General features: G+C 42.0%; 32 protein-coding genes and 1 riboswitch. Of the genes, 28 read left to right on the plus strand and 4 right to left on the minus strand.

The annotated features are described in order from the left end of the window. Nucleotides 1-248: 248 nt before the first annotated feature. From AC50YO_RS10320 to AC50YO_RS10330, 3 genes are all read right to left on the minus strand, one after another. A complete protein-coding gene (locus tag AC50YO_RS10320) occupies nt 249-590 on the minus strand; it encodes a hypothetical protein (protein ID WP_494846743.1) in 342 nt (113 codons plus the stop codon). A gap of 711 nt (nt 591-1,301) precedes the next feature. After that, the gene (locus AC50YO_RS10325) at nt 1,302-1,553 is read right to left on the minus strand and encodes a hypothetical protein (RefSeq protein ID WP_494846744.1); all 252 of its coding nucleotides are present in this window, start codon (nt 1,551-1,553) and stop codon (nt 1,302-1,304) included. A gap of 691 nt (nt 1,554-2,244) precedes the next feature. Next, nucleotides 2,245-2,541, minus strand: a complete 297-nt coding sequence (locus AC50YO_RS10330; RefSeq protein WP_494846745.1) for a hypothetical protein — start codon at nt 2,539-2,541, stop codon at nt 2,245-2,247. 685 nt (nt 2,542-3,226) lie between these two features. Here AC50YO_RS10330 and AC50YO_RS10335 point away from each other — a divergent pair. The 19 genes from AC50YO_RS10335 (at nt 3,227) to AC50YO_RS10425 (ending at nt 18,257) form a co-directional block, all read left to right on the plus strand. Further along, the gene (locus AC50YO_RS10335; RefSeq protein ID WP_494846746.1) at nt 3,227-3,736 is read left to right on the plus strand and encodes a siphovirus Gp157 family protein; all 510 of its coding nucleotides are present in this window, start codon (nt 3,227-3,229) and stop codon (nt 3,734-3,736) included. A 160-nt stretch (nt 3,737-3,896) separates the two neighbouring features. Beyond that, nucleotides 3,897-4,145: a hypothetical protein gene (locus tag AC50YO_RS10340; RefSeq protein WP_494846747.1), complete on the plus strand. Its 249-nt coding sequence runs from the start codon at nt 3,897-3,899 to the stop codon at nt 4,143-4,145. 30 nt (nt 4,146-4,175) lie between these two features. Then, nucleotides 4,176-4,823, plus strand: coding sequence for a hypothetical protein (locus AC50YO_RS10345; protein ID WP_494846748.1), 648 nt, complete (start codon nt 4,176-4,178; stop codon nt 4,821-4,823). A gap of 1,071 nt (nt 4,824-5,894) precedes the next feature. Further along, nucleotides 5,895-6,518: a hypothetical protein gene (locus AC50YO_RS10350; protein WP_494846749.1), complete on the plus strand. Its 624-nt coding sequence runs from the start codon at nt 5,895-5,897 to the stop codon at nt 6,516-6,518. 208 nt (nt 6,519-6,726) lie between these two features. After that, nucleotides 6,727-7,371 (plus strand): M48 family metalloprotease, encoded by a 645-nt coding sequence (locus AC50YO_RS10355; RefSeq protein WP_494846750.1) that lies wholly within the window; start codon nt 6,727-6,729, stop codon nt 7,369-7,371. Between the two features lie 348 nt (nt 7,372-7,719). Continuing rightward, the gene (locus AC50YO_RS10360) at nt 7,720-8,154 is read left to right on the plus strand and encodes an HD domain-containing protein (protein WP_494846751.1); all 435 of its coding nucleotides are present in this window, start codon (nt 7,720-7,722) and stop codon (nt 8,152-8,154) included. After that, a complete protein-coding gene (locus tag AC50YO_RS10365; RefSeq protein ID WP_494846973.1) occupies nt 8,154-8,381 on the plus strand; it encodes a hypothetical protein in 228 nt (75 codons plus the stop codon). The genes AC50YO_RS10360 and AC50YO_RS10365 overlap by 1 nt, the downstream gene beginning before the upstream one ends. Before the next feature lie 63 nt (nt 8,382-8,444). Beyond that, nucleotides 8,445-9,086: a GIY-YIG nuclease family protein gene (locus AC50YO_RS10370; protein WP_494846752.1), complete on the plus strand. Its 642-nt coding sequence runs from the start codon at nt 8,445-8,447 to the stop codon at nt 9,084-9,086. A 295-nt stretch (nt 9,087-9,381) separates the two neighbouring features. After that, on the plus strand, nt 9,382-9,552 hold the full coding sequence (locus AC50YO_RS10375) for a hypothetical protein (protein ID WP_494846753.1): 171 nt from the start codon (nt 9,382-9,384) through the stop codon (nt 9,550-9,552). Between the two features lie 689 nt (nt 9,553-10,241). Further along, a complete protein-coding gene (locus AC50YO_RS10380; protein WP_494846754.1) occupies nt 10,242-11,426 on the plus strand; it encodes a D-alanyl-D-alanine carboxypeptidase family protein in 1,185 nt (394 codons plus the stop codon). A gap of 151 nt (nt 11,427-11,577) precedes the next feature. Beyond that, on the plus strand, nt 11,578-11,931 hold the full coding sequence (spoIIAA, locus tag AC50YO_RS10385) for an anti-sigma F factor antagonist (RefSeq protein WP_494846755.1): 354 nt from the start codon (nt 11,578-11,580) through the stop codon (nt 11,929-11,931). Nucleotides 11,932-11,945: 14 nt separating this feature from the next. Further along, a complete protein-coding gene (gene spoIIAB / locus AC50YO_RS10390) occupies nt 11,946-12,374 on the plus strand; it encodes an anti-sigma F factor (RefSeq protein ID WP_494846974.1) in 429 nt (142 codons plus the stop codon). A gap of 19 nt (nt 12,375-12,393) precedes the next feature. Next, a complete protein-coding gene (gene sigF, locus AC50YO_RS10395; RefSeq protein ID WP_494846756.1) occupies nt 12,394-13,149 on the plus strand; it encodes an RNA polymerase sporulation sigma factor SigF in 756 nt (251 codons plus the stop codon). A gap of 166 nt (nt 13,150-13,315) precedes the next feature. Next, nucleotides 13,316-13,960: a stage V sporulation protein AA gene (locus AC50YO_RS10400; protein ID WP_494846757.1), complete on the plus strand. Its 645-nt coding sequence runs from the start codon at nt 13,316-13,318 to the stop codon at nt 13,958-13,960. Next, complete coding sequence (locus AC50YO_RS10405) at nt 13,944-14,381, plus strand: stage V sporulation protein AB (RefSeq protein ID WP_494846758.1); 438 nt, start codon at nt 13,944-13,946, stop codon at nt 14,379-14,381. The genes AC50YO_RS10400 and AC50YO_RS10405 overlap by 17 nt, the downstream gene beginning before the upstream one ends. A gap of 32 nt (nt 14,382-14,413) precedes the next feature. Beyond that, nucleotides 14,414-16,057 carry a spore germination protein gene (locus AC50YO_RS10410; RefSeq protein WP_494846759.1) on the plus strand — a complete coding sequence of 548 codons (1,644 nt, stop codon included), beginning with the start codon at nt 14,414-14,416 and terminating at the stop codon, nt 16,055-16,057. 144 nt (nt 16,058-16,201) lie between these two features. Beyond that, nucleotides 16,202-17,533, plus strand: coding sequence for a diaminopimelate decarboxylase (gene lysA / locus AC50YO_RS10415; protein ID WP_494846760.1), 1,332 nt, complete (start codon nt 16,202-16,204; stop codon nt 17,531-17,533). Between the two features lie 54 nt (nt 17,534-17,587). Beyond that, the gene (locus AC50YO_RS10420) at nt 17,588-18,019 is read left to right on the plus strand and encodes a peptidylprolyl isomerase (RefSeq protein ID WP_494846761.1); all 432 of its coding nucleotides are present in this window, start codon (nt 17,588-17,590) and stop codon (nt 18,017-18,019) included. 55 nt (nt 18,020-18,074) lie between these two features. After that, entirely contained in the window at nt 18,075-18,257 is a 183-nt protein-coding gene (locus AC50YO_RS10425) for an SHOCT domain-containing protein (protein WP_494846762.1), read from the plus strand. A gap of 151 nt (nt 18,258-18,408) precedes the next feature. Here the strand turns inward: AC50YO_RS10425 and AC50YO_RS10430 are convergent, their stop codons facing one another. Beyond that, nucleotides 18,409-18,540 carry a hypothetical protein gene (locus tag AC50YO_RS10430; protein ID WP_494846763.1) on the minus strand — a complete coding sequence of 44 codons (132 nt, stop codon included), beginning with the start codon at nt 18,538-18,540 and terminating at the stop codon, nt 18,409-18,411. A 217-nt stretch (nt 18,541-18,757) separates the two neighbouring features. Continuing rightward, nucleotides 18,758-18,964: riboswitch (FMN riboswitch) on the plus strand. Nucleotides 18,965-19,118: 154 nt separating this feature from the next. Between AC50YO_RS10430 and ribD the strand changes: the two genes are divergently transcribed. The 9 genes from ribD to AC50YO_RS10475 all read left to right on the plus strand — a co-directional run bounded on the left by ribD (nt 19,119) and on the right by AC50YO_RS10475 (nt 26,863). After that, nucleotides 19,119-20,225, plus strand: coding sequence for a bifunctional diaminohydroxyphosphoribosylaminopyrimidine deaminase/5-amino-6-(5-phosphoribosylamino)uracil reductase RibD (ribD, locus tag AC50YO_RS10435; RefSeq protein WP_494846764.1), 1,107 nt, complete (start codon nt 19,119-19,121; stop codon nt 20,223-20,225). A gap of 14 nt (nt 20,226-20,239) precedes the next feature. After that, nucleotides 20,240-20,917, plus strand: coding sequence for a riboflavin synthase (gene ribE, locus AC50YO_RS10440; RefSeq protein ID WP_494846765.1), 678 nt, complete (start codon nt 20,240-20,242; stop codon nt 20,915-20,917). A gap of 45 nt (nt 20,918-20,962) precedes the next feature. After that, nucleotides 20,963-22,207 carry a bifunctional 3,4-dihydroxy-2-butanone-4-phosphate synthase/GTP cyclohydrolase II gene (locus AC50YO_RS10445; protein ID WP_494846766.1) on the plus strand — a complete coding sequence of 415 codons (1,245 nt, stop codon included), beginning with the start codon at nt 20,963-20,965 and terminating at the stop codon, nt 22,205-22,207. 87 nt (nt 22,208-22,294) lie between these two features. After that, entirely contained in the window at nt 22,295-22,765 is a 471-nt protein-coding gene (gene ribH, locus AC50YO_RS10450; RefSeq protein ID WP_494846767.1) for a 6,7-dimethyl-8-ribityllumazine synthase, read from the plus strand. A 33-nt stretch (nt 22,766-22,798) separates the two neighbouring features. Continuing rightward, a complete protein-coding gene (locus AC50YO_RS10455) occupies nt 22,799-23,578 on the plus strand; it encodes a segregation and condensation protein A (protein ID WP_494846768.1) in 780 nt (259 codons plus the stop codon). Continuing rightward, on the plus strand, nt 23,547-24,146 hold the full coding sequence (scpB, locus tag AC50YO_RS10460) for an SMC-Scp complex subunit ScpB (RefSeq protein ID WP_494846769.1): 600 nt from the start codon (nt 23,547-23,549) through the stop codon (nt 24,144-24,146). Before AC50YO_RS10455 ends, scpB begins: the two co-directional genes overlap by 32 nt. Nucleotides 24,147-24,185: 39 nt before the next feature. Next, nucleotides 24,186-24,938 carry a DUF2953 domain-containing protein gene (locus AC50YO_RS10465; RefSeq protein ID WP_494846770.1) on the plus strand — a complete coding sequence of 251 codons (753 nt, stop codon included), beginning with the start codon at nt 24,186-24,188 and terminating at the stop codon, nt 24,936-24,938. A gap of 164 nt (nt 24,939-25,102) precedes the next feature. Beyond that, on the plus strand, nt 25,103-25,558 hold the full coding sequence (ytfJ, locus tag AC50YO_RS10470; protein ID WP_494846771.1) for a GerW family sporulation protein: 456 nt from the start codon (nt 25,103-25,105) through the stop codon (nt 25,556-25,558). Nucleotides 25,559-25,690: 132 nt separating this feature from the next. After that, nucleotides 25,691-26,863 (plus strand): D-alanyl-D-alanine carboxypeptidase family protein, encoded by a 1,173-nt coding sequence (locus tag AC50YO_RS10475; protein ID WP_494846772.1) that lies wholly within the window; start codon nt 25,691-25,693, stop codon nt 26,861-26,863. Nucleotides 26,864-26,868: the final 5 nt, after the last annotated feature.

A 26,868-nucleotide genomic window follows, 5' to 3' on the forward strand; every position in this document is an offset into this window, starting at 1 on the left:
ATAAGATATGATAATGGAATAGTGTATAAGGTTTAACCTTATTATGATTCGCAATACGATCATCTATTGATTGATGCCAAAGGTGATTTAGTTAATGATGTTCACAACTATTATTTAAATGATTGTTTTAATAACTAAGAAAGGATTTACGTTGGTGAAACTACTGCCAGTGAAATGGAATAGTGCTTCGAGTTATAAATTATTCAAAGAAAAAGCATTCTCAGAGTTGCTGAGAATGCCAAAAAATTTTAAGGGTTGAAGAATACATATCCCTTGTAAGTAACCTCGTGATAGCCCGAACCATCACTACTAGTAATAGTGTAAAATGGGTTGCTAAGTTGAAGAGTGCCCATAAACCGACCTGCTGGAAAATAAGTGATATGGAAGTAGGTTTGTGAAGGGAAAAAACTACTACCACCACCGCTTGAAAAATGATAGATTTTTACTATCTCAACATATTTAGGAGATGTGTCATAAAAGTTTCTTGGTTCTACCTTCTCCGCTGATGCTGGTACAGTGAAAGCCAGAGTTAGCAACATTAAAACAAAGAATAGTATGAGCGGTTTACTTCTAGATTTCTTGTATTCCATTAGATATCACCTCCTTTCGAAAATAGTTTAGCATTGATGTAAATAATTTGCAATAAAGGATATATAATCAAGAAAAATAAAAAAGGGTTTTTAATATTTTCAGTACAATAGAATTTCCACATTACGTATACGACAATGATATGTAAGATGCTCTATGCGACGGATATCGAGCGCAGAATAGTTGAGACATGTTGGCAAGTTGTTGCTATTTAAATAAAACAAATATAAAAAAATGTAAAACGACATTTCGTATAGTGTGATTAAATTTTTTGTTATTTTTTTTGAAGCGAGTACATCGTTCGACAATCTTTTTCAATTGACTTAGATATACTATCCTTATTCCAAAAAAATTCAATTTCAAGGGAGAGTTATTATGATCGAAATAATTTGCCTAGGACTTGTAACTGCTATTTTTGGGTTCTTAGTTGGATTTGATCACAGAGTAGATAAAGGTAGAGTTAAGATAATCGAAGAAATAGCGGGAGATAAATAAGTGTTGAGAGTTGTACATCGTGGTGAATAAGGACAGATAATAAGAATATAAAGAATGGACTTGTCAGATTGGTGATATTGATAGGGTATATTCAACAGAGAGCACTTATGTTACTTAGGCAGCGATTATGAATAAATCTATAAAGTTTTACTATGAAGTGAGAATTTCATTCCAATAAAAAAGAGTTGCCGAATTAACGACAACTCACGAAATGAGTTCTATTCTATTTCCATTAGATCGAATTCCCAATGCGACTCAAAAATATTGATGTACGACCTGACCCATTCATGTTCGCCTACGCCATCGCTTGAGATTTCATCAGAGTATAGGTAAACTGGTCTATCGAATAAGTGATATAAATGAGCAATAATTTTTTTAGACTCGTTTTCGCTGAGGAAATATTCCCTATCAACTTTAGCGACCACAACCTGCTTAAAATCTACTTGTTTAACACAAACATGAACTACCATAATAAACACCCCTTATAAATTTGTGAAGGAACAATAGGCTTACTATATTAACTGTTTCCCTTTTTGGGTAGGTGTAAACATGTGTAGTAAAAGTTAATGAAAATGTTTGCATATTAATATTTGAAATGAAATCGTGATTTCAAGAGTTGGCTACTTTCTTTTTTACTGATGAAGATGTATATGACGCAAGTAAAGATATACTGATGCTGAGATTTGTTTTTTTAAATCTAGATTCTTACGAGTAATTTTGGACAGTATTTAATAAGTTTGTAACTTCATAGGAAAAGCCTCTTTAGAGAGGCTACGAACAAAATTTTTAATTATTGCTTTTTGTGTGTCTGCACTGCTAAGAATAAGCTTTGTAGAAAATATTGACAATCTTTGATCAACTTTTTTGTGAATTGAGAAGTGAAAATAATTTCATTATACGTATTGAGTGACACATTAACATAAGATTCAATCTGAGTAAGAAGTTCAGGGTACTTATTGATATTAACTTTTCCGTTCTTATGCACAACCAGATTGCGAAGTTTGATATAAAACAAGATGTTGCTCCAACTCTCTGATTTGATAATTTCTGAAATCTCGATGCTTTCGTGTATTGAATGTACAATTTTCTCGGTAAGACTTCCTTTTAGATTTCTATTTTTAATACTCTTCAATTGGATGTGATATTTGCTATCAGGCTTTTTTATATTTTCATACAAATCCACCATGGTTTTTCTAGATTGCTGTAACACGACACCAGTATCGAGGATCTTAGGACGTTGGTGTATTCATCTCTAACCTCAATCAGCCTGTCAGATCTGTTTTCCCAATATCTATCTAACTCATCTTCATCATCAATTTTCTGTGCTTCATCTTCAATGGATTTGAAATAATGTTTTGCTGATTTTGCAATTGAATCTTCCATATCTTCAGCATAGTTTAAAAGTGTATCGAATTTTATACGAGATAATGCATAGATAAAGCCTCTTACAAACGACATAAAGAAAATTCCTCTAATGCAATAATTGTAATATATACTTTAACTAAAACTTTCAGGATAAGCAATTAGTTATGAATGATCATAACAACAATATAAAATAGGAGTTTGTAAATGAATTGTGATGAAGGTCAATGCTGCACGGAAAGCGAAAAATCATTTGAAGGGGATATGAATCTATGGGTGGGTTAACCGATGATGATTAGCTGAATATTCTGGAACACAGCAAAGATAATAGCAGATATGAAATAGTTGTTGATAAAGACGTTGTTTGGGTTCAAGATAACGCAAAAAATGAAGATGATAATGAATACTGGACAGCATTTGACAAATGTGGTTATAGACTTATTTCTACAATATTTAAACACATGGGCATAAAAACTACTACACCAAGGGATTGAAACGAGAGTTTTATAAGGAATGAGTAGGTGGTATTGTTTCAGTGTTTATAGCAAACGATGAACGTTTAGGAAAGGCACATACATACTCCAGTTTAGATAGCCGTATTCTAAGAGTTAGAATTCAGAAACAAAACAAAAAGAAACATCCATGTGAATTTTGTAAAGAGATAATCAAAGAAGATGATGGGGCAGCCTATTATTCTGGATTAGATCTAGGAAGGTTTTATTGCTTCTATTCTTGTTTGAAATGTCATGAAAGTTAAATATATAAAGGAGAACTATAAAATATGAAGCTTTATGAAGTGGCAGGGAATTATCGTAAGCTTAATGATTATATTGATGCTGCATGGGACGGTGAGGATCTAGCAGAAGATGATTTGGAACTTTTTATTGAGACACTTGATGGAATACAGGACGCAATTGATGTGAAGGTTGAGAACACAGTGAAATTCCTTAAGAATATCGAAGGCGATATCAAATCTTTCAAAGAAGAAGAGACACGTATTGCAAAGCGTCGAAAATACCTTGAAAATAAATTTGATGGTCTTAAGGAATATTTGCGGGGGACACTTGATATTAATGGATTTGATAAGGTCAAGTCTGGCACATTTGTAGTGTCTCTTCAGAAGAACCCACCTTCCGTATTTATTCATAATGAAAACCTTATTCCTATTGAATTCCGTGAACCTCAACCAGATAAAATCAAGAATTCTGATATCCTGAAAGCCTTAAAAGATGGTAGAGAAATTATTGGAGCCTCATTTGCACCAGACAAAAGACACTTAAGGATTCGGTAAAATACAAACAAATGAATTTTGAAATGAGTTAGGAAGAACATATAAAACAAAAAATATGAATACATAAATATTAATTGACGATCAATTGAGCGATGTGCTACACTAAATCTAGAAATGGGAAAGTGTGGTACATCGCTTTTTATTAGGAGAATGATTACATATGAAAAATCCAGAACAGCTCCATCAAATTACAAAACTTCTCGCAACTTGTTGGGATGAAAATCGAGAAATGAGTTTCGGAGAAATGATAGATAGTATATTTTCAAATGCTAAAGGGCATACACAAACGGAATTTTGGAGTATGGAAACAGAGCAATGCTTGGCAGCCATTGAGTCATTTAGAGATCAACAACGAGCTGCACGAGAAAAAGATATAGTGGGAGAACCGAAAAATAGAGCATGGTTTTGAAATGGTTATTTTAATGGGGAGAGGAAAATGATGAGATATACGCTGCTAGAAAATGGTGTGGATTCTTTGAAAGCATCTTATATGAGTATTGAGAAGATGAGAGTGCTCTATGAAGGTGCAGAACATTGTTTAAAAGATAGCATACTTTCTTTAAATCATGCCATTGAAATTCTCTTTAAATTGATCCTTAAGAGTCATTGTGAATATCTTGTTTTCAGCGAACTAGATAGGTATATGGCTGCGAAAGAAAAAATGATTGAACAAAGAAAAAATAATGTTTTTGAAGTCAACCCGCATTTGAAAACTATAACATTGTATGAAGCGATGCGTAGAATTGAATTTTTGTGCGACATTCCAATCTCCAATGATTATAAGACTGTTATTGAATATATGAACAAAAAAAGAAATCAAATAACTCATTACGAAATTAACTTAGAAGATCACGAGTTTCTTGAACTCACAGTTAAGCTTAAATTATGTTATGAATACACAGTTAAATTTTTTAGAGAACATATTGATAATCTTGAGCAATTGCTTAGAAGAGCTAGATTTGAATTGACTAATGAGGAATATGAAGAAGAAATGTTAGCTATTTATCACGAAATGGCACTTGAGAGTTATTATAATGAAGTTCTTGACGATATATACAGAGAAGACAAACACATTGCAGGTATTTAGATACTAAATAAAAGACTAGTTTCATATAGTCTGGACGATAAATAGTTGACACATAAGGCAACAGAGGGTGGATGATATGAAAAGAAATTGCAATAGCTGTAGAGCCTTAGATGAAAGTAATGGCGAATATTACTGTTCACTTGGTTATAAAGTAGAGCAAATTCATTTTGAAAGAGTTTACTCCTATTGGTGCAAAACCAAAAGAAGAATGTCCAAAGCCTAAGACCTACGATAAATATATCGAATTAAGGAAATATCAAGCTATGCCGTAGTTCGACACTAGTATACATGAAAGGTTGATTTCATTACTTATGATAGGAGTAAGCTTATGCTCTTCCTCAAAAGCTTAATTAAGAATCCTTCATTTAGATTAATAAACTTATGTGTCGATGTAATAATTGTTCTCTATATTGTATTGTATTTTTATCGCCATAATAACATCGTGCTCTATACCGAATTAGCAGTGGATATATGGAACCTTTCGTATTACATACTCACAATAAATATGTTATGTCTCTCTATATTTATTGTGAGTATTCTTACTGGAAGGATATTCATTTTCAAAGAAACTGTATCAGTTCTTGGAAGGTATACTAAAGAGTATTTGTTTAATGGAATTACGGCAAAGCCAGCAGTAGCAATTCATCTAGATACTAAAAACGGGCTATTGGCACTCAAATCTCTCCCCGAGAGCAAGAGAGGACATTTTTTATTATATCAAACATTCGACACGATCCTTATCACATATAATAGAATTAAGACAGAATGGCATTTAAAGAATATCGAAGTTATTTACGGCGAATCTGCACTAATTGGTGATTTTAATTTCACGTTGAATAAATACGGAATTAAAAATATTCCTATTTACTCTTTGTCATATTTTTTAATGACTTATTTATTTAGTTGTAGTTTTGATATTAGGTTTTATAAAAGGTTTCCTAGATTGATTCATCATTTTAAATTGGTTCATCGCTTTGAAATACCAATAATATGGTTGGATGACCCAAAAAATCTTAATAAGTTAATCAGAATGCGAGATGCATCAGAAAGAAAAATTAAAGGTGATGTGCAGTGAGACAGATTAGTTTTGTTGAGGAAATATACAATGAAATTGGTAAAGATTTTAAGACAATTACTTGTGATGGACTACATAAATATAAGAGGGATTTTTATAGGGATTGTAATAAATTTATGAATCATACTGACACTCTAACTGGTATTACCGAATTGATTATTAACATCTTTTTTATAAACTATATTCAAGACAAAAATATTGTGATCTCTACCAATTATTCCATTAAAGGCTGCAATGGGAAAGTTAATGAACTAGATATTGTATTAAGAAATATGAATGGAGAAATTGTTTTGGGATGTTCAGTCAAGCATAGATATAGTGGAACGTCATGGGAGAAACATGAGAAGGAATCTGATGTATGTAAGAAGCTTAAGGAGCAATATGGAAGTAAAAACATAACTCAAGACTTATTTAGGATTATGAATGTCAAATCTGTTTCAACCTTTAAGTACCCTACACTTACAATTATTTTTGATTATTTAGAAGGCGATAAACTGACTAATAATTTGAAGAAAATTGAGGCGGTAGAGGAATATAATCATAGCTACATAGTTCTTGAAAAAAATAATGATATCATTTGCAATCTAATAGATAGAGTTCTTATGCAAAATCTTCGGTGAATGGCTACGAGTATTAAGGCGCTATATCCATGCTTTTATAAGAGCTGCAATCAGACTTAAAACTAAGTTTTGGTTGGTCGGATTTGAATTTTATAATGAAGAAGTTGGGTAACGAATCTGTAGTTACAAAAAATGTTGAAAGCTTTGCTAACAATCAAGTAAAAGGATAATTTTAATACTGTTCAGTTTACAGATAGAGGTGAATAGGATGGGCTTAAGAAGTGAGTTTTCAATGATTTTCCCAAAGAAATTAGATAAAAACCAGCATCAGCAATTATTTAATGATTTCAAAGAATTACTCAAAAAAATTGGGCTAGATAAGAGTGTTGATATAAAAATTTACTATGATGATTTGTACAATGGAGTTGCATCTAATTCAAAATACATTTTAATATCAGACTCGCTATTAGAAATATATTCGTCAAACCCAGATGCAGTTAGGTGTATGATTGGTCATGAACTTACACATCTAAAGTATGGTGATTTTGGATTGTATAAGATATTTGTAAATCTGGGCATTGATATTTTCAGATCTAATTATTGTAGAGCCATAAATCTCCTTATGGAAATTAGAGCAGAGGTTCAATCATTCAAACAAAATGCTTTCACAGACAGTCAATTTCATAATATACACACAATGTTTCAACAACAAAATAAGAACCCAGATAAGCAGGCAAGTTATAGAGTGGGTTATCCAGAAAGAAGTCAAATTATTGAACTGTGTATTAAGCATAGAGCATTTACAGATGAGTTAATTAATGAAATCCTTAACGATTTCTGCACTGTGATGATGGTTAAAAACGTAGGGGAATTTATTAAATCAATTAAGAAAAAGTTTAAACCAATCCCCTAATTTGAGGGAATATAAAACAAGTGTTTCATAAGGAGGTACCAAATTTGTTTGCTGCAATCATAGTCATGACATTGGAATTATTGTTGTATATTGTTTGCAAGATTATCGTTCCGCATGATAATCAAATTGTTGGAATAATAGCTGTAGTGGGTATGATAGGATATATATTTGTTGACTGCTTTGATTTTAAAAGAAAGCGATATGTGAGTGAGGGGCATGATGTTGCAACAACATTCGGGAAGTCACTATTAGTTTTTTTAATAATGTTCATTCTACTTTTCATGATTAATTGTAGTGTTAATCTATTTTTGTGAAAGAAAATTAATCCTTTTAGGGAGAGAAGTAAATATGTCGGATTTAACGAAAGCTATTTCATTGGCTGCTGAATTACATAAAGGGCAATTTGATAAGGGCGGTCAACCATATATCTTACATCCATTGAGGGTAATGTTGAAAGCATTAGATGATGATGAAAGAATTGTTGCAGTTCTTCATGATATTGTAGAGGATACCGAAATGACATTTGATAGCTTGAAGGTACATGGATTTAGTGAAAAGATTGTTTCTGCTATAGATTCATTAACTAAAAGAGATGGAGAGACGTATGAAGAATTTATTCAACGTGTAAAGCTAAATAAATTAGCAACTTCTGTGAAGCTTCTTGATATCGAGGACAATATGGATGTTTCCCGATTAAAGGAGTTTACAGATGCAGATCAGAGTCGATTAAATAGATATAGTGCTGCCATGTATTATTTGACTGATGGAGTGAGGTATCAGTGATGGTATCAAAACATGGATTAAGTCAGTATAGATTGAATGGTGCAAAAGGGTACGCAAAGGAATTCCTTGAGTCAGTAACTAAAGTTGAAATGATGTTTCAGTTGTCTATTCAAGGTCTAGTAGATGAATCTGTTGCCGAAAACTATATTAAGAGAAACATTGATGACCTTAATAAACAGTGGAAGTGTTTTAAAGGATATATTGAACAGCGTGAAGATATGCGATAATCAAATGAAAAATAATTCTTTTATTTGGAGACTATTATCAATATTCTGGAGGACGGATACTAAATGACAATACATTTAGGACTGAAGTTGCGCAATAAAGAAGGTGGGTTTAAACTAACAATTGACAACTACATTAAATTAAGGGATAAGGATTTTAATGAGGAGTTAATAAGTAGTTGGGAAAAAGCTCAAACTAAGTTCCATTTAAATATGAAATTCTTTAAATCCTTACCTTGGGACGAATTTAATAAAAAATTGTGTGATTTCGTAGACTCATTTAAATTCCGTGAAATTACCGATTTTAACGATGTCTGTGGTGTTAAAGGGTTCTATGTTATGGTTCTGGACGATTATTGTCAAGTTTACATTGGGATAGCTAATGATATAGGAAAAAGAATAAAGCAACATTGGAGTATACGAGTTACACTTGATAAACTTGTGTTTAATGACTTGGCAGAGTGCCGATTACCAATCGACAGTTTTAGAACAATGGACACTACGAGAATATTTGTACTGTCTTGCCCTGAGTGTGACTTTAAGAGTTACCCTTTAATGTTTGGAAATCCTGAAGATCAGATGATACGTCAATTTCATCCAGATTATTGCTTGAATCAAGGTTATCGAGGGTGGACGTTAGAAGAGATGTTAGGGGCTAAGGAACGTCGTAAAAAGTTCTATGAATCCATATTAAATGATATTGAGTAGGAATTGTAAAGTGCCAAGGTATAATGGTGTATGGGTAAATAAAATCTCGGTTTCAATGGAGGAAAGAAGACTTTTTAATGAGAGGGTACAGAGATTGTTTAAATTGTGGTAATTCTTTGAGTGCAGATGGCGTAGATGACGAACATATTCTGTTTTGCACCATTCATGATAAATTTGTCGATGAAGAAGAAACATGCGAACATTATGGGTAAAGGGGAAATTAGTTCGCGGAATATTATATCATAAAGAATCTTAATGAAACTCGGTCTTACGTAATGAAGAAAGGAGAGAAATAATGATCTATATCACAGGTGACGTTCATGGCATGCCCATATCTATGAGACGATTTAATACAAGAAACTTTCCAGAGCAAAAGAAGATGTCAAAGGATGACTATGTAATCGTAGCTGGTGATTTTGGCTGGGTATGGGACAACAGCGCGGAAGAGAAATATTGGCTTAAATGACTCAATGAAAAACCATGGACTACATTGTTTATTGATGGAAATCATGAGAATTTTGACACACTAGAAGAATATCCAGTGGAGCAATGGAATGGTGGAAACGTTCATAAGATTAATGATAGTGTAATCCATTTGATGAGAGGTCAAGTTTTTAATTTACAGGACAAAGTATTCTTTACTTTCGGTGGAGCTGCTTCGCATTCTTTGTTTCCTCTAAATGCTCAACCGTATTGCGCTTAAACATTTCATCATATTGCTGGCGGCTAATTCCCATGTCACACCTCTACCTTTTTAGTTAGTTTTTTTAAGATTTTAACTTAGGGTGTGTACACTATTTAGTTTAATCACATGAACTAGCTTAATTTCCTCACTCGCTCGACCATTGCTTGGCAAGAAGAAGGGAATTACCTGACAATCAATTTGTGAGAATTCATCCTCATCAAAATATTATTTAAATGAATAAAGAGAACCTTTAAATCCAATTTAGTTGTGGGTTTAAAGGTTCTTTTGTTTACAATTCGGGAGCTCTCTCTTAACACTTCTGGGACAGCCCCATCTTTTTATGTTAAACCAAGTGGAATAATTTTCATGAAACAGGGCGACACTGAAAAGGAAAATATAGCCGAATTGCGACCTGATGCCTGCCATTCGCATGGAGGAGCTGTCGCATCTTCTTTGGAGGGGACCTGTTTATGAAAACCGTCTGTATGAAGCTGTTCATTCTCGTTATTGCTCTAGCTATAGCTTTGCCGGCTGCTGCTTTTGCCGAAGAGACTGCTCCAAGCAACCAAGCGCCGAACTCGGCTGATCTTGCTCCGTCTGCACGGTCGGCTATTCTGATGGATGCAGATAGCGGCACTATTATTTATGAGAAGAATAGTAATGACAAATTGCCGCCTGCTAGTATTACGAAGGTTATGACGATGCTGCTTATTATGGAAGCGTTGGATGAGGGTAGAATCAAGCTTACCGATCAAGTATCAACCAGTGAATATGCGGCTTCGATGGGAGGCTCGCAAATCTTTCTGGAGCCGGGAGAAGAAATGTCGGTTGACGATATGATCAAAGGCATTGCCCTTGCATCAGGCAATGATGCCTCGGTAGCGATGGCAGAGAAGCTTGCCGGCACCGAGCAGCAGTTCGTAGCCATGATGAATGAGAAGGCGAAGCAGTTGGGTCTGAAAAACACCCATTTTGCCAATTGCAACGGACTGCCTAGTGCTGATCATTATTCATCGGCTCATGATATTGCGGTCATGTCCAGAGAGCTGCTCAAGCATTCGGAAATTACAAAATATACAGGCTTGTATCAGGATTATTTGCGCAAATCATCAGAGAAGCCGTTCTGGCTTGTGAATACGAACAAGCTGGTTCGTTTCTACAGCGGTGCCGACGGGCTGAAGACAGGCTTCACGAATGAAGCGAAATTCTGCTTGACTGCGACGGCTAAAAGAGATCAATTACGTGTTGTTGCGGTGGTGATGGGCGAGCCGAATACGAAGACAAGGAATAACGAAGTCTCTCAAATGTTCGATTACGCCTTTGCTCAGTATATGACTCATCCGATCTTCAAAGAAGGAGATGCGATGGGGACCGTCAATATTGAGAAGGGTTCAGTCTCGCAGCTGCCTCTTGTAGCCAAGCATTCTTACAGCATTCTGCTTAAAAAAGGGACACCTACAGCGGACATAAGATATGAGCTGCAAATGAATGCTTCTCTAAAAGCACCAGTGAAGTATGGTGATCCAATCGGCAAGCTTGTAGTCTATCAGGGCAATGAGATATTGAAGGAATTCCCGGTAGATTCGCCTGAATCTGTTGCCAGAGCTGGCTGGTGGAAGTTGATGAAGCGTTCATTGGGAGGACTCTTCTCGTAGTAATATGTCTGATTTAGGCCGATAGCCATCTCATAATTTGTCAGCTTCTAGCGCTCAGCTTCTAGTTTTGTCGTCGTGCAGGAAACGGCGGTATGATTAGAGAAATGCTGGTTATATCCAAATGCGTAGCTGAAGGAGATGAACAGCCATAATGAGTTTGCAAGCGGAATTGGAGCATTATCGGAACGTGCTGATCGTACGTCTTCGAGGTGAGCTGGACCATCATACAGCGGATATTGTTCGCTTCAAAATGGAAGAAGCCATCGCCCGGGGCATCAGTGATCACATCATTCTTAGTCTGAAGGAACTGCAGTTCATGGACAGCTCAGGCCTCGGTGTTATTCTGGGCCGTTACAAGCAGGTCAAAGGGAAAGGCGGCAAAATGGTCGTCTGTGATGTCAATCCTGGCGTTCATCGATTGTTTGAGATGTCAGGATTGTTCAAAATATTGGAGATCCATGACAGTGAACGTTCGGCGATCTCAAGTCTGGAGGTGGTCTCGTGAATGAACGGAACGAAATGACAATTTCTTTTAGCGCCCGCTCGGAGAACGAAGCATTTGCTCGTATCGTTGTCGCCTCTTTCGTCTCGCAGCTCGATCCGACGCTCGAAGAATTGAATGATTTGAAGACAGCCGTCTCTGAGGCCGTTACGAATTCAATTATTCACGGCTATGACAGTGATCCTGCTGGGAAGGTATCCATTGAGGCTACGATTGAAGGAGATGCCGTGACCATTATTATTAGTGATAATGGCAAGGGGATTGAAGATTTGGACTTGGCCCGCCAGCCGCTTTACACCTCCAAGCCGGAGCTTGAACGCTCGGGAATGGGCTTCACGATTATGGAAAACTTTATGGACCGATTTGAGGTTTCAAGTGAGCTGGGCGGCGGTACGCGCGTAGCGATGCTGAAACGAATCGAATCGAAAAAAGCGCTATACAACTAGCGCATAGGGGTTGAACCTCATGGATGTCAATATGAAACAAACGGCGCAGCCGTATTTGGATGATGCGGAAGTGAAGCGGCTTATTGCTTTAAGCCAGTCTGGCGACACCCTTGCAAGAGATACGCTAGTACATTGCAACATTCGGTTAGTCTGGTCGGTTGTTCAGCGGTTTATTAATCGCGGATACGAGCCAGAGGATTTGTTCCAGATCGGATGCATCGGGCTGCTTAAGTCCGTAGATAAATTTGATTTGTCCTATGACGTGAAGTTTTCTACCTATGCTGTACCGATGATTATCGGCGAGATCCAACGCTTCCTTCGGGATGACGGGACGTTGAAGGTAAGCCGATCCTTGAAGGAAACGGCCAATAAGGTTCGAAAAATGAAGGATGAGCTGTCGAAGACACTCGGTCGCCTGCCGACCATTAGTGAAGTGGCCGAAAGGCTCGGAATTACGCCAGAGGAAGTTGTGTTCGCGCAAGAAGCGAATAAACCTCCGACGTCGATCCATGAGACGGTATTTGAGAATGATGGAGATCCGATCACACTCATGGACCAAATCGCTGATGAATCACAGGATCGGTGGTTTGACAAGCTCGCGCTCGTTGAAGCTATTGAAGGCTTGAACGAGAGGGAGCGGCTCATCGTCTACCTCCGTTATTATCGGGATAAGACACAGTCGGAGGTAGCCAGCAGGCTTGGCATCTCACAGGTACAGGTGTCTCGTCTGGAGAAAAAAATATTGCAGTCAATTAGAGACCAGATCGCCCAATAGGGCGATTGTGGTCTCTTCCTCTTTTTACCTCTATAAGCATGACTATCCGGAAGCACCTTTTCTCATACTAAAAGGGAAGTGGAACCAGAAAAGTGCGTGAGAACTATTGCGGCAGTGGAATGCCTGCTTCGCCAAACTTACAGGCAAAGGAAAGGAATGATGACAGATGGATACATCCCGTCAATCGGCCCTCTATCTGCGTCTCAAAAAAAGAATCTATATTAAACCAGAGCATATTGTAACGCTTGGCCAAGCCGCAAGGCTGCTCGCTGTATCCGAGGAGCAAGAGCAGCAGCTGAATATGCTGGAGCTGTATCGCCATAGGAAGGCTGATGGCAATAGGGTCGTAATTGATATGCTGCAAATTGTAAAGAAGGTTAGAGAGGCTGATCCCAGCTTAAATGTGGAAGCCTACGGCGATCCGCAAGTACTCATTATGGTTTCCGAGAAGGCGGTGAAGCCGCGCATTTTTGTCTTGCTGTTCGCATGGCTGCTGCTGTTCTTCGGTGCAGGGCTGGCGATTATGAACTTTCATACGGATGTCAGCATGAAGGAGGTGCATATTCGAATCGTGGAGTTGATAACAGGGAAGCGTACGGATCACCCTTTGTGGTTCCAGATTCCATATTCGCTTGGCATCGGCCTGGGGATGATTCTGTTCTTCAATCATTTGTTCCGCAAAAGGTTTAATGAAGAGCCCAACCCGCTTGAAGTGGAGCTCTATACGTATCAGGAGAACGTCAATGCTTATGTCGTAGCGGATGAGATGCGCAAAAAAAATAATAATGGTCGCGATGGCGATGATTATTGATTGGGCTCCTAATTTATTTGTAGCACTCATTGGCTTATCGGGCGGGCTTGCGGTAGGGAGCGGACTCGTAGCTCTTCTTATCGTGATTGATCTGATACCGCGATTAGCCCAAATAGCTCGAGCGTACCGAATGTCGGTCTGGTTCGAGACAGCGGTAATCTCTGGGTCCATGTATTGGACGCTGGCAGATTTTTTTGATTGGCGCCTGGCACTGCCCCGAGTCGCCGTGCAGCTCTTGACAGGCTTAATGAATGGGATCTTCGTCGGCCTGCTCGCAGCAGCTTTAACAGAGGTGATGAATGTTCTGCCCATATTGGCCAAACGGATGAATTTATCTGACTTTATGGTGGGACTCGTAATGGCGATGGTTCTGGGTAAAACGCTTGGTTCTTTGTTTGATTGGCTGTGGTATCAATGGTAAGTCCACTAGGGAAAGGTTAGAGGTGAGGACAGATGTCGGATCGTTATACGGAGAATGATTCTGAGCATGAGGCGTTTATACCGCTAGGTCAGGTGCGCGATGACAGTAACCCATCCGATGAAATGCCTAAGTTCAAGTTCATCAGCAAGAGAAAACGGAAATCTGCTTCTTCTGGCAATGGCAGGAGGACGGAGCAGGATGAGCAGGATGAGCAGGATGAACAAATTCCAGATCAATTGGAGCATGTATTAGAAAGGCTCAAAAATGAAGTAGGCTATGGGACAAGCTTTGATATTGTTGTACGTGAGATGACCTTCGGGGACCGCCGCACCGCTTTTTTCTATATGAATGGGCTTTCTCAAAGCCTGCTCCTAACCGAAATGCTGCAACGGCTTACCTATCTCCAATCCGATGATTTGTCTGGTCATGCGTTCCAGTCCTTTTTAGAGCTGTATGTTCCCGCTGCACAAGCGAGACAAGAGAAGGATTGGAATAAAATGCTGACATCCGTTCTATCGGGTGATACGGCGATGTTCATTGACAAGGAGGCTTCTTGCATTGTCATAGATGCCAAGAACTTTCCGGGCCGGAGCCCAGAAGAGCCAACCTTGGAGCGGGTCGTACGCGGAAGCAGGGACGGATTCAATGAGACGATGATGGTAAACGTCTCTCTCGTTCGCAGAAGGCTGCGTGATCCGCAGCTAAGGTATGAGCTGCTGCAAGTAGGAGAACGGACACAAACGGATATATGCGTAGCCTACATTAATGATCTAGTGGATAAAGAGCTGCTCGAATCCATCAAGGATAAAATCAAGATGGTGAAGATAGACGGACTTCCCTTGGCGGATAAGCAACTAGAGGAAGCTACCGTACAGCGGGGCTGGAATCCCTTCCCGCTCGTACGTTATTCTGAACGCCCCGACATTGTAGCTGCACATTTGCTGGAGGGGGCAGTTGTCGTCTTCGTAGACACATCGCCTAGCGTAATGATTCTGCCAACGACCTTCTTTGACCTCGTTCAGCATGCGGAGGAGAATCGGCAGACACCGCTCATCGGTACCTATTTGCGATGGGTCAGATTTATCGGCATATTTGCCTCCCTGTTCCTTCTGCCCCTTTGGCTCATGTTCGTTCTTCATCCGGAGCTGAAGCCGCAGGCTTTGGAGTTTCTAGGGCCATCCAAGACGGGGAAACTGCCGCTCGTTGTTCAGTTTCTCATGGCGGAGGTCGGCGTCGATTTGCTCAGGATGGCATCCGTACATACGCCATCGTCGCTTGCTACCGCAATGTCTCTAGTCGCTGCCATATTAATTGGGGATATTGCCGTTCAGACGGGGGTGTTCATCAATGAGGTTATTTTGTATATGGCGATTGCAGCAATCGGGATGTTCGCAACGCCTAGCTATGAGCTGGGCCTCGCCAATCGTATAGTCAGGCTGATCCTTATTGTCGCTGTAGCAGCTTTTCAGGTGCCGGGATTTGTCATTGCGACGACGGCTATATTGATCACGCTGTGCATGCAGCGTTCATTCAACCGTCCTTACATGTGGCCGTTTATTCCATTTGACTTTAAAGGACTTTGGAATATTATTATCCGGCAGCCGGTGCTTAAGAATAGGACGCGTCCTAACTTGCTCCGTCCGCAGCAAAGGGATAAAATGCCTCGGACAAAATAAATAGTTAATAGTGCAAATCAAATGTTGAATTATCCATTTCTCTCAGGTGTAGATTGCGATATACTGATCATATTGGTACAATTGGAATCTATTTATTACCATCTGCCATAGTATTGGCGGAGGAAAGCCGAGGGGAATATATTTATGTATTTACATGGTACAAGTAAAATTAATGCCAGCGGGCATTTGGAAATTGGCGGTTGCGATGTAACCGATCTAGCGAAGGAATACGGCACGCCATTATATATAGTGGACGAGGCGCTCGTTCGCCAGCGCGCCAGCGAATATGTGGAGTCCTTCAAGAAGTCGGGACTGCAATTCCAGGTTGCTTATGCAAGCAAAGCGTTCAGTGTGATGGCGATGTGTGCGATTGCAGAGCAAGAGAACCTATCTCTTGATGTTGTATCGGACGGTGAGCTGTACACGGCTCTGCAAGCAGGCTTCCCGGTTGAACGTATTCATTTCCACGGCAACAATAAGACTCCTGATGAGATTAATATGGCGCTTGATGCTCGTATCGGCTGCTTTGTTGTCGATAATTTCACGGAGCTTCATTTGCTCAATGCGTTGGCGGCTGAGAAGGGCTTGACCGTGAAGATTTTGCTTCGTATCACACCTGGTGTAGAAGCACATACCCATGAATATATTTCCACGGGACAGCAAGATTCGAAATTTGGATTCGATCTGGCGAATGGCGCAGCGAAACAAGCTATTCAAGAAGCGTTAACGCTTCCTAATCTTGAAGTGCTTGGCGTTCACTCCCATATTGGCTCGCAGATTTTTGAAGTAGATGGGTTCCGGATGGCAGTAGACAAAGTAGCAGCATTTGCTGTAGAGATTCGCCGTGACCTGGAGCTGACTTTCCAAGTGATCAATCTTGGCGGAGGCTTCGGCATTCGTTATGTAGAAGGGGACACGCCGCTTCCGATCTCCGAATATGTGTGCGCGATTACAGATGCGATTGTTACAAACTTTACAGCAGCTGAATTTCCGCTTCCAGAAATCTGGGTTGAGCCGGGTCGCAGCATGGTTGGCGATGCGGGGACAACCTTGTACACAGTTGGAACGACAAAGGATATTCCAGGCGTACGCAAATATATCGCAGTGGATGGCGGGATGACGGATAATCCGCGTCCAGCTCTATATCAATCGCAGTACGAGGCGATCTTGGCTAACCGTGCCAATGAAGAAAATGTTGAGACCGTGACAGTTGCGGGCAAAGCTTGCGAGAGCGGCGACAAGCTTATTCTTGACCTTCAAATTCCTAAGGCCGAAATTGGCGATTTGCTCGCCGTATTCTGCACAGGGGCATACAACTATGCGATGGCTAGCAACTACAACCGCATTCGCCGTCCAGCAGTCGTTTTCGTAAAAGACGGCCAGTCCGATCTTGTCGTGAAACGCGAATCCCTTCACAATATTGTCGATAATGACGTGATTCCAGCTCGCCTTAGCAAATCGCAACTTGCGAAATAAGGGGTAAGTTTGGTAACGTAGTGTTATTCGGTATAGAAAGGTAGTTGTTCAAATATGGCAAAACAAGCAAAAATCACATTAGCAAATGGTGAAGAGGTTATTATTGACCTGTTCGATCAAGACGCACCTAATACAGTAGCTAACTTCGAGAAGCTTGCTAACGAAGGCTTTTACAACGGCCTTGTGTTCCACCGTGTTATTCCTGGCTTCGTAGCGCAAGGCGGCTGCCCAACAGGAAGCGGTACTGGCGGTCCTGGTTATACCATTAACTGCGAGATCAACCCGAACAAGCATGAACGCGGATCATTGGCAATGGCGCATGCAGGTCGCAATACAGGCGGCAGCCAGTTCTATATTGCTTACCAACCGCAGCCTCACCTTGATGGCGGACATACGGTATTTGGTAAAGTAGCCAAAGGCATGGAGTTTGTTGATGCTTTCAAAGGCCGCGACAAGATGGAAAAGGTAGAGGTTTACGAAGTATAAGCTAGACAAGCCGTAAGAATAATTCCTCGCATAGGTTTGCGGGGGATTATTTGCCATGTTCAATGATTGTTTCTTATTAAGCTATTTAATCAAGCAAGCGGATGAGCAAGAGAAACCGAGCAATACTCATTCAAATTTCTCCGCAGCAGATGAACTAATTAAATTATCGTCGCTGCTTAGGAATAACTTAATTACAGAGGAAGAATTCAATAACCAAAAAAGAAAGCTCTTAGGGTAATTTAAATTTTTTCATCTAGTAGTTGATTCGGTTCGTTTGGATCGATATGTGCTTATACACGACCAGAAAGACCCCGTTTAGTAGGAGCCTCTCTGGTGGATATCTATAAGATTGGCAGCCGGGAATGGTAACCAAGCTGCAGGCAATTTAATTAGTAGCCCTTTCCATAGCCGCCTCCGAAGATACCGCAGCTGCAAGCGATGATGACCAACAAAATGAATAGTACCAGAATAGCACCAATGTTATTAAAGCCTCCGCCTACTCCACCTACATAACCTGACATATGATAAACGCACCTCCTTGCTTTCTGACTACTTTGTAATTTATGCGGCAAGTTAGGTTAATGATTGGGTGTTTGTCATTGGCACCATTCACTTCATGCAAATATCGATAAGCTGAAATTCCTTGCTTTTTTATTTTTACGGTGGTAGTATTTCTTCAATGCTAACTTTAATAAAGTAATGATTGAGTTTAACTTAAGAAAATCAAATAAATTTGTGGCTTTCCTTCGGGGTCGGGTGAAATTCCCAACCGGCGGTGATCGAGCAAGCGCAAGCAGATGAGGATAACCTCGAAGCAGCATTTGTTCGTTAGTCCGTGACCCGTAACGTTCCATGCATGAGTGCTCAAGCACAGATGTGTAACGAAGCGGTGGACCTGGTGCAATTCCGGGACCGACAGTATAGTCTGGATGGGAGAAGGAGACACATTTGGAGCATCTGCTCATTCATGCTTATTTACTTGTGTTCTTTTTCACAAGTCAATTTAGGTATGTTTGGATTATTTTTTCATGCTTCGAATTAGTCTCAACTCACATCCACCCCCGTTGGCTAGTCTGCCGATGGGGGTGTTTTTGCGTCAATGGAATTGTTAAATGATACTTATTATATGAATCTTGCCCTTACGCTGGCGGCGAAGGCTGCCGGTCAGACGGGCATTAATCCGGTAGTAGGATGCGTTGTAGTGAAAGACGGGCGTATTATTGGGGTCGGTACGCATCTTAAGCGCGGCACGGGCCATGCAGAGGTGCATGCGCTGCAAATGGCAGGGGAAGAAGCAGAGGGCGCGACAGTGTACGTTACACTGGAGCCTTGCAGCCATTATGGAAAAACGCCTCCTTGCTGTGAACGAATTATTGAAGCTAAGGCGGCACGCGTTGTCGTGGCTGCGACAGATCCGAATCCACAAGTGTCGGGAAGAGGAATTGCCAGATTGCAAGAAAGCGGGATTGAGGTGGAGGTTGGCGTGCTTGAAGAGCAGTCTCGCCGAATGAACGAGAAGTTCAACAAGTATATTACGACGCGCTTACCGTTCGTTACCCTCAAGACAGCCAGCACACTGGATGGCAAGATTGCCTCCCGTACCGGAGACAGCCGCTGGGTAACAGGAGCTGCTGCAAGGGATCAAGTCCATACGCTTCGTCATCAGCATGAGGCGATTATGGTCGGAATCGGGACACTGCTTGCAGATGATCCACAGCTAACGACAAGGGCAGCCGTGCCAGCGATTCACCCTGTTCGTATCGTTGTTGATAGTACGCTGAAGCTTCCTTTGACCGCAAGGGTCGTTACGGATGGGATGGCTAGAACGATTGTGCTGACGACAGAGCTAGCTGATCAAGGGAAAGCGGAGCAACTGCTTGCTGCTGGCGTAGAAGTAATAAGATGCGGAAGCGAGGCGCAGGTGGACCTGCCTCAAGCGATGCGTAAGCTCGGTGAGCTGGAAATCGGCTCGATATTGCTGGAAGGCGGAGGGCAGTTGAACGGCGCGATGCTTACAGCAGGGCTGATTGACAAGATTATGATCTATATGGCTCCCAAAATTATTGGCGGGCTGAACGCTCCCGGTACTTTCACCTTCCAAGGCTATGAGAAAATGTCGCAGGCAATCCAATTGGAGCAGGTTGAGATTGAGATGGTTGGAGAAGATATTTGTATATCCGGGTATCTTGGCTCAAGGAATGAATAGGAAGGAGGGATGCTGTGTTTACCGGCCTTATAGAAGAAGTAGGCGTACTGAAGCGTGTAGTTAAGCAGGGAGAGGCACTCGTTCTTACAGTGGAAGCAAGCAAGGTTACTGAAGGGGTTGCACTAGGGGACAGTATCGCGGTGAATGGCGTATGCTTGACTGTCGTTGCGTTTAATAACCATTCTTTCTCCGCAGATGTGATGCCCGAAACTTGCCGACGATCCAATCTTCAGGATATTCGACTCGGTCAGCCAGTCAATCTGGAGCGGGCTATGCTGGCAGGAGGACGCTTCGGTGGGCATATCGTGCAAGGCCATGTAGATGGCACGGGCGTAATTACTGGGCGAGAGTCGGAAGCAAATGCCGTAGTGTTCACTGTTCGAATTACCGAGGGAGACCTATTGCGCTATGTGATTCCAAAAGGCTCTATTACGATAGATGGCATTAGCCTTACAGTCGTGGATACACAGGCAGGAGGCTTCTCGGTATCAGTCATCCCACATACACTCGGAGAGACAGCTCTTCTCAAGAAGAAAGCAGGCGATTCGGTTAATATCGAATGTGATATTATCGGCAAATATGTGGATCACCTGCTTCACTATAGGCAGCCGGCTGAATCAGCCTCTCTCTCGTCGTCATCAAGTGGCAAGAAGCTTTCTGTCGCTTTTCTAAGCGAGAACGGCTTTTTATAACATGCAGACAATTAAAGAAGAAATTTGAGTGGGGGAGGGAATAGCATGCTGCAAAAAGATCAGCTTGAGACAAACAGTCCATTCGATTCCATTGAGGAAGCGATTAAGGATCTGATGCTGGGTAAACCGGTTATCGTGGTCGATGACGAGGATAGAGAAAATGAAGGGGACCTGATCGCATTAGCGACTAAGGCAACACCAGAGGTTATCAACTTCATGATATCCGAAGCAAGAGGTTTGGTATGCGTTCCAATTACGGCTGAGAGAGCCGAGCAGTTGGAATTGAAGCCAATGGTAGCCCATAATACGGACTTTCATGGTACAGCCTTTACGGTATCTGTAGACCATGTATCTACAACTACTGGCATTTCTGCACATGAACGTTCACAGACTGTTCAAGCCTTAATTGCCAAGGATACAAAAGCATCGGATTTCCGCAAGCCAGGGCATATTTTTCCGTTAATTGCCAAGGATGGCGGAGTTCTGAGAAGAGCTGGGCATACGGAAGCAGCTATTGATCTAGCCCATTTGTGCGGTGAAGAACCTGCTGGCGTTATCTGCGAGATCATTAAAGAAGACGGGACAATGGCCAGATTGCCAGACCTTCTGGTCTTCAAGCAGAAGCATGATCTGAAGCTGATTACGATTCAAGGAATGATCGAGTATCGCAATGGGAAGGAAAAGCTGGTTGAGCGGGTAGCCGAAGTCAATATGCCAACAGACTTTGGCGTATTCCGGGCTGTCGCCTTTACAAACGAGATCGACGGCAAGGAGCATGTTGCTTTTGTTAAGGGACAGATCAACTCCGAGCTTCCTGTACTCGTGCGGGTTCACTCCGAATGCTTGACAGGCGATGTATTCCATTCGCATCGCTGCGATTGCGGGCCGCAGCTCGAAGCTGCACTGAAACAAATTGATGAGGAAGGAACAGGCATCCTGCTCTATATGCGTCAAGAAGGGCGGGGAATCGGCCTCATTAATAAATTGAAGGCCTACGAGCTGCAAGAGCAAGGGCTGGATACTGTCGATGCGAACCTGAAGCTCGGCTTCGCAGCAGACCTTCGAGATTACGGAATTGGAGCGCAGATCTTGAAGGATCTAGGCGTTCGCAAGCTTCGTTTGATGACGAATAACCCTAGGAAGATTAAAGGGCTGGAGGGTTATGGCATTGAGGTTGTAGAACGTGTGCCGATCCAGATGAAAGAGAAAAAGGACAATGCGCGTTACCTGCGTACGAAGCAATCGAAGCTGGGACATCTGCTGCGGTTTGACGATTCTGAGAAGGAATAGGCATTAGTCGGAAGACATGTGTTTAAGGAAAACTTTATTCTAAAAATGTGCTAAATTAATTTCCAAAACTTAGAGGAGGGCTATAATATGCCACATGTATACGAAGGTCATTTAGTATCGAAAGGTTTGAAATATGGAATTGTCGTAGGTAGGTTTAATGAATTTATTTCCAGCAAGCTCTTAGGTGGAGCACTAGATGCATTCAAGCGCCACGGAGCAGAGGATGATGACGTGTCAGTAGCATGGGTGCCAGGAGCATTCGAAATCCCTCTTATTGCCCAAAAAATGGCGGAAAGCGGTAAGTACGATGCCGTTATCACACTGGGTGCAGTGATCAGAGGTTCAACTCCTCACTTTGATTTTGTCTGTAATGAAGCGGCAAAGGGCGTAGCAGCCATTAACCTTAAGACGGGCATTCCGACGATATTCGGCGTATTGACGGTTGATTCTATTGAGCAAGCAATTGAGCGTGCAGGAACAAAAGCTGGAAATAAAGGCTATGAAGCAGCAACTTCTGCAATAGAGATGGCAAATTTGTCGAAATTACTGCATAATTAAGCTATATGTTTTACAGGCGGGGTGAAATGAGAAGTGACGGTGCTTTACAAGCTGGAATCTTTTGAAGGGCCGCTCGATTTACTGCTGCATCTTATTGATAAAGCCGAAATCGACATCCATGAGGTATCCATCAGCGAGATTACCGATCAGTACATGGAATACTTGCATGCGATGAAAGAGATGGAGCTTGAGCTGACGAGTGAGTTTCTCGTGATGGCTGCTACTTTATTATCGATCAAGAGCAAGCAGCTGCTTCCTAAGCCTCCCGTTTTTGAAGAAGAATATGAGGATTGGCAGGATGATGAGTTTGACCCAAGGGATGAGCTCATACAAAGGCTGATTGAATATCGCAAATTCAAACAAATAGCTGAGCAGCTTAGAGAGAAGGAGCATGAACGAAGCCTTGTCTATTCTCGCGAGCCGGATGATATGACGCCTTTCATGAAGGCGGAGATCGTCAATCCGCTGAAGGGTCTTCATTTGTCCGATCTGGTTGCGGCATTCCAGAAAGCGATGCGCAAAGCCTCTCGCAGGAATATGATCGCGACGGTTCAACGGGACGAAATATCCGTCAAGGATCGAATCAGAGATATTGTTGACGTATTGAAGCAGTTCGAGACCGTGCGTTTCTCTAAGCTGATTAGACAGAATATGGACAAGCATGAAATTGTCGTTACCTTTCTGGCGATTCTTGAGCTGATGAAGATGAAGCATATTAGGTGCTATCAGCATGAGCTGTTCGAAGACATCGTTATTCATTGGAGAGGGGAAACGGTAGACGATGGATTATCAGAGATTGAAATCGATTATTGAAGGCCTGCTATTCATGGCGGGAGACGAAGGATTGAATAAGCGGCAAATTGCCGATATTATGGAGCTGGATCAAGACCTTGCTGCAGACTTGGTCTATGAGCTCCATCGTGATCTTGCTCGAGAGGGCCGGGGCGTTCAAGTGGCTGAGGTTGCAGGTGCCTATCGTTTGACAACGCATCAAGAGCACGCTGCTTATTTTGAACGGATGGCTTACACGCCTACTCGTGCCCAGCTTTCCCAAGCTGCTCTAGAAACGTTGTCTATCGTTGCCTATCGGCAGCCGATTACGCGGATTGATATTGAGGAGATTCGCGGCGTCAAGAGCGATCGAGCGATTCAGTCGCTCGTAGCCAAAGACTTGATCGAGGAGGTAGGCCGTGCGGAAGCGATTGGCCGACCGATTCTATATGGCACAACGAAATTATTTCTTGATTATTTCGGCTTATCCAGTATCAAAGCGCTGCCGGAGCCAGGTCAGGTCGATATGGACGATGCGCTTGAGGAACAGACTCAGCTTCTCTTCGAACGTCTAGGTGAACGTCAGATTACAATTGATGAGCTTCCTTAGGAGAGCGAATAAGTATAGTTTTATATGGCATTATTTTGAATGAGATTTGGCCGCCGGGTCATACTATATTCAACCCATATCAGGGAAACGGAGGAAGCATTTATGCTCAGTTACCCTTACGGTTGGATTACGGCTGCCAGTCTCTTTTTTTTGTGCATTTTTGTCTTGATACTCGTATCTCCGGTAACGATTACCAGTCATACGAAGCGTGTCGGCGAGGATGATGAAATTGAAGTGACGGTTAAAGCGGTATTTGGTTTATTCCGATATCAGCTGTGCATTCCGTCGATCCATTTCAGCGGGCATGTCATTAAGCTGCAGGAGCATTTGACCGGGTCCAATCCTGTCATGAAGAGTGCGAGCGACAAGGAAGATGAGATTGATTCGGACAGAGTGAAGAAGGCCGTGGATAAGTTCAAGCTCGCTTTGGAGCTTACGAAAAATATGGCGGGCTGGGTTAAGCAAACGTTGACTCGCGTAAAGCTGCTGGAATGGCGCTGGGTGACATCTATTGGAACGGGCGATGCGATGTGGACTGCTATGACAACAGGCTTCTTATGGTCGACTAAGGCGACGATATTGGGTGTATTATCCCAATTGATGAAGCTCAAGGCGGAGCCGCAAATAAACGTAATACCCATCTATGAGAAGACATCCTTTCAGACAGAATGGTCCTGTGTCGCACAGATTCGTATGGGGCATGCTATTCTTGCTGGCATTCATTTTTTGGCACGCATGAAAAAAAGCAAGAAGGATATCCAGGCATGGCGATCTATGCTGTCCAAGGCTTGAAGAAAGAAGTTGGAGGCTCGGTTACATACGATGGACCCAAGGTGCGCACAATACAGAAAGCGTAGGTAAGTCCTTATCTCATTCCACTGAGCGCATATGCTTCGTAAGCGGTTGGGTTAAGACAGCGGACGAGGCATTTACTAAACTTTACGGGAGGAATACAAATGGCTGATCATCCAATTCAAGGTCTTATGCAGACGGCAATGGAAAACATCAAGGAAATGGTCGATGTTAATACAATCGTCGGTGATCCTGTTCAGACCCCTGACGGCAGTATTATTATGCCAATCTCCAAGGTAGGCTTTGGCTTTGTTGCCGGGGGCAGTGATATTCGGTTTGATGGTTCAACAGGCTCATCCTCTTCATCGGATGGCAGCCATCATAATGCGTCCATCTCCTCGCCATTCGGCGGCGGCAGTGGCGGCGGTGTCTCGATTACGCCAATCGCCTTTCTCGTTGTTGGAACGCAAGGAGTGAAGATCGTTCCGCTTGATAACCAGACTCATCTGCTTGAGCGAATTATTGATTCTGCACCTCAGGTATTCGACAAAGTGCAATCGATGATCAAATCCTCCGGAAGCACCAACGATTATATATCGGATGGAAATACGCTCATTTAATGAGGGAACTGCCCGCAAGGGCAGTTTTTCATTTCTAAATGAAGGGAAAAGCTTCTTAACTTCTGAAAGTGAGCATAGGATGTACTAACGTATCATATGTGCTTTTTATGAAAGGAGAGTCAGGCTCAAACGATGAATGGTCGAAAGCTGATTAACTTGATAGTGTGCAGTCTTCTGCTATGGACAAGCCTGCCCATGCTGGCAATGGCTGCACCACCAGCAGCGCTGCATACGAATGCCAAAGCCTCCGCCTTGATTGATGTGAAATCTGGAAGGCTGATCTATAGCGATAATGGCGATAAATCGATGAAAATAGCAAGCCTTACCAAAATAATGACAGCGATTGTGGCTATTGAGCATGGCAAGCTGTCTGAGACCGTTAAGACAAGCAAGAGAGCAGTAGGCAAGGAGGGCTCGTCTATATATTTGCAGCTTGGGGAAGAGATGTCTCTTCTGAATATGCTGTATGGGCTGATGCTTCGCTCCGGCAATGACGCAGCTACAGCGATCGCTGAGCATGTTGGAGGCTCGGAGGAAGGCTTTGTCTTATTAATGAATGAGAAGGCGGCAATGATCGGCCTTCGCCATAGCCAATTCAAAAACCCGCATGGACTTGATGAGGAAGGCCACTATTCTTCAGCAAATGATCTGGCTATGCTAACCGCCTATGCGCTGCGCAATCCTGTTTTTGCTGAGATTGTAGGCACCAAGATGAAGCAAGTGCCGAATCCTCACGAGCAGTGGCAGTATAAGTGGATTAATAAAAATAAAATGCTGGCCATGTACGAGGGAGCAGATGGCGTTAAGACGGGCTACACGAAGCAATCCTTCCGTTGTCTAGTAAGCTCGGCTACAAGAGAAGGCCAGCAGCTTGCGGCAGTTACTTTGAATGATGGAGATGATTGGGCTGATCATCGTGCCATGCTGGACTGGGGCTTCACCCACTATCCGCTATTCGAGATTGCGAGCAAGGGACAAGAGCTTGCAGGTTATCCGTATGCTATAGGACAGACCTTTAAGTATCCGCTTGCCCAAGACGAGAAAGATGCCCTTCAATCTAAGCTGGTTGTCGAGAATCCTGTATCAACAAGATTCGCATTAGGCGAGCGGGGGAGTCTGGAGTGGTATCTAAATGGCAACAAAATCGGTTCGATTCCCGTATACGAAGCGGGGAGCAGCCGAATAGAATTGCCAGAGCATAAGCCGATGTCGCGGGCTGCGCTTGCAGATTATAAACGGGCACAACAGGGAGATCGCTCACTGTTACTTTCATTTGTATCAGTCATCAATGCATTATTTGGCTAATCGGG

It is taken from the genome of Paenibacillus sp. J22P59, from assembly GCF_059383895.1.

What these genes read in the sequence shown, in the direction of transcription:
- AC50YO_RS10320 (WP_494846743.1), bottom strand. Translation starts at nt 590, where the DNA reads ATGGAATACAAGAAATCTAGAAGTAAACCGCTCATACTATTCTTTGTT.
- AC50YO_RS10325 (WP_494846744.1), bottom strand. Translation starts at nt 1,553, where the DNA reads ATGGTAGTTCATGTTTGTGTTAAACAAGTAGATTTTAAGCAGGTTGTG.
- AC50YO_RS10330 (WP_494846745.1), bottom strand. Translation starts at nt 2,541, where the DNA reads ATGTCGTTTGTAAGAGGCTTTATCTATGCATTATCTCGTATAAAATTC.
- AC50YO_RS10335 (WP_494846746.1), top strand. Translation starts at nt 3,227, where the DNA reads ATGAAGCTTTATGAAGTGGCAGGGAATTATCGTAAGCTTAATGATTAT.
- AC50YO_RS10340 (WP_494846747.1), top strand. Translation starts at nt 3,897, where the DNA reads ATGAAAAATCCAGAACAGCTCCATCAAATTACAAAACTTCTCGCAACT.
- AC50YO_RS10345 (WP_494846748.1), top strand. Translation starts at nt 4,176, where the DNA reads ATGAGATATACGCTGCTAGAAAATGGTGTGGATTCTTTGAAAGCATCT.
- AC50YO_RS10355 (WP_494846750.1), top strand. Translation starts at nt 6,727, where the DNA reads ATGGGCTTAAGAAGTGAGTTTTCAATGATTTTCCCAAAGAAATTAGAT.
- AC50YO_RS10360 (WP_494846751.1), top strand. Translation starts at nt 7,720, where the DNA reads ATGTCGGATTTAACGAAAGCTATTTCATTGGCTGCTGAATTACATAAA.
- AC50YO_RS10365 (WP_494846973.1), top strand. Translation starts at nt 8,154, where the DNA reads ATGGTATCAAAACATGGATTAAGTCAGTATAGATTGAATGGTGCAAAA.
- AC50YO_RS10370 (WP_494846752.1), top strand. Translation starts at nt 8,445, where the DNA reads ATGACAATACATTTAGGACTGAAGTTGCGCAATAAAGAAGGTGGGTTT.
- AC50YO_RS10375 (WP_494846753.1), top strand. Translation starts at nt 9,382, where the DNA reads ATGATCTATATCACAGGTGACGTTCATGGCATGCCCATATCTATGAGA.
- AC50YO_RS10380 (WP_494846754.1), top strand. Translation starts at nt 10,242, where the DNA reads ATGAAAACCGTCTGTATGAAGCTGTTCATTCTCGTTATTGCTCTAGCT.
- spoIIAA (WP_494846755.1), top strand. Translation starts at nt 11,578, where the DNA reads ATGAGTTTGCAAGCGGAATTGGAGCATTATCGGAACGTGCTGATCGTA.
- spoIIAB (WP_494846974.1), top strand. Translation starts at nt 11,946, where the DNA reads ATGACAATTTCTTTTAGCGCCCGCTCGGAGAACGAAGCATTTGCTCGT.
- sigF (WP_494846756.1), top strand. Translation starts at nt 12,394, where the DNA reads ATGGATGTCAATATGAAACAAACGGCGCAGCCGTATTTGGATGATGCG.
- AC50YO_RS10400 (WP_494846757.1), top strand. Translation starts at nt 13,316, where the DNA reads ATGGATACATCCCGTCAATCGGCCCTCTATCTGCGTCTCAAAAAAAGA.
- AC50YO_RS10405 (WP_494846758.1), top strand. Translation starts at nt 13,944, where the DNA reads ATGGCGATGATTATTGATTGGGCTCCTAATTTATTTGTAGCACTCATT.
- AC50YO_RS10410 (WP_494846759.1), top strand. Translation starts at nt 14,414, where the DNA reads ATGTCGGATCGTTATACGGAGAATGATTCTGAGCATGAGGCGTTTATA.
- lysA (WP_494846760.1), top strand. Translation starts at nt 16,202, where the DNA reads ATGTATTTACATGGTACAAGTAAAATTAATGCCAGCGGGCATTTGGAA.
- AC50YO_RS10420 (WP_494846761.1), top strand. Translation starts at nt 17,588, where the DNA reads ATGGCAAAACAAGCAAAAATCACATTAGCAAATGGTGAAGAGGTTATT.
- AC50YO_RS10425 (WP_494846762.1), top strand. Translation starts at nt 18,075, where the DNA reads ATGTTCAATGATTGTTTCTTATTAAGCTATTTAATCAAGCAAGCGGAT.
- AC50YO_RS10430 (WP_494846763.1), bottom strand. Translation starts at nt 18,540, where the DNA reads ATGTCAGGTTATGTAGGTGGAGTAGGCGGAGGCTTTAATAACATTGGT.
- ribD (WP_494846764.1), top strand. Translation starts at nt 19,119, where the DNA reads ATGGAATTGTTAAATGATACTTATTATATGAATCTTGCCCTTACGCTG.
- AC50YO_RS10445 (WP_494846766.1), top strand. Translation starts at nt 20,963, where the DNA reads ATGCTGCAAAAAGATCAGCTTGAGACAAACAGTCCATTCGATTCCATT.
- ribH (WP_494846767.1), top strand. Translation starts at nt 22,295, where the DNA reads ATGCCACATGTATACGAAGGTCATTTAGTATCGAAAGGTTTGAAATAT.
- scpB (WP_494846769.1), top strand. Translation starts at nt 23,547, where the DNA reads ATGGATTATCAGAGATTGAAATCGATTATTGAAGGCCTGCTATTCATG.
- AC50YO_RS10465 (WP_494846770.1), top strand. Translation starts at nt 24,186, where the DNA reads ATGAGATTTGGCCGCCGGGTCATACTATATTCAACCCATATCAGGGAA.
- ytfJ (WP_494846771.1), top strand. Translation starts at nt 25,103, where the DNA reads ATGGCTGATCATCCAATTCAAGGTCTTATGCAGACGGCAATGGAAAAC.
- AC50YO_RS10475 (WP_494846772.1), top strand. Translation starts at nt 25,691, where the DNA reads ATGAATGGTCGAAAGCTGATTAACTTGATAGTGTGCAGTCTTCTGCTA.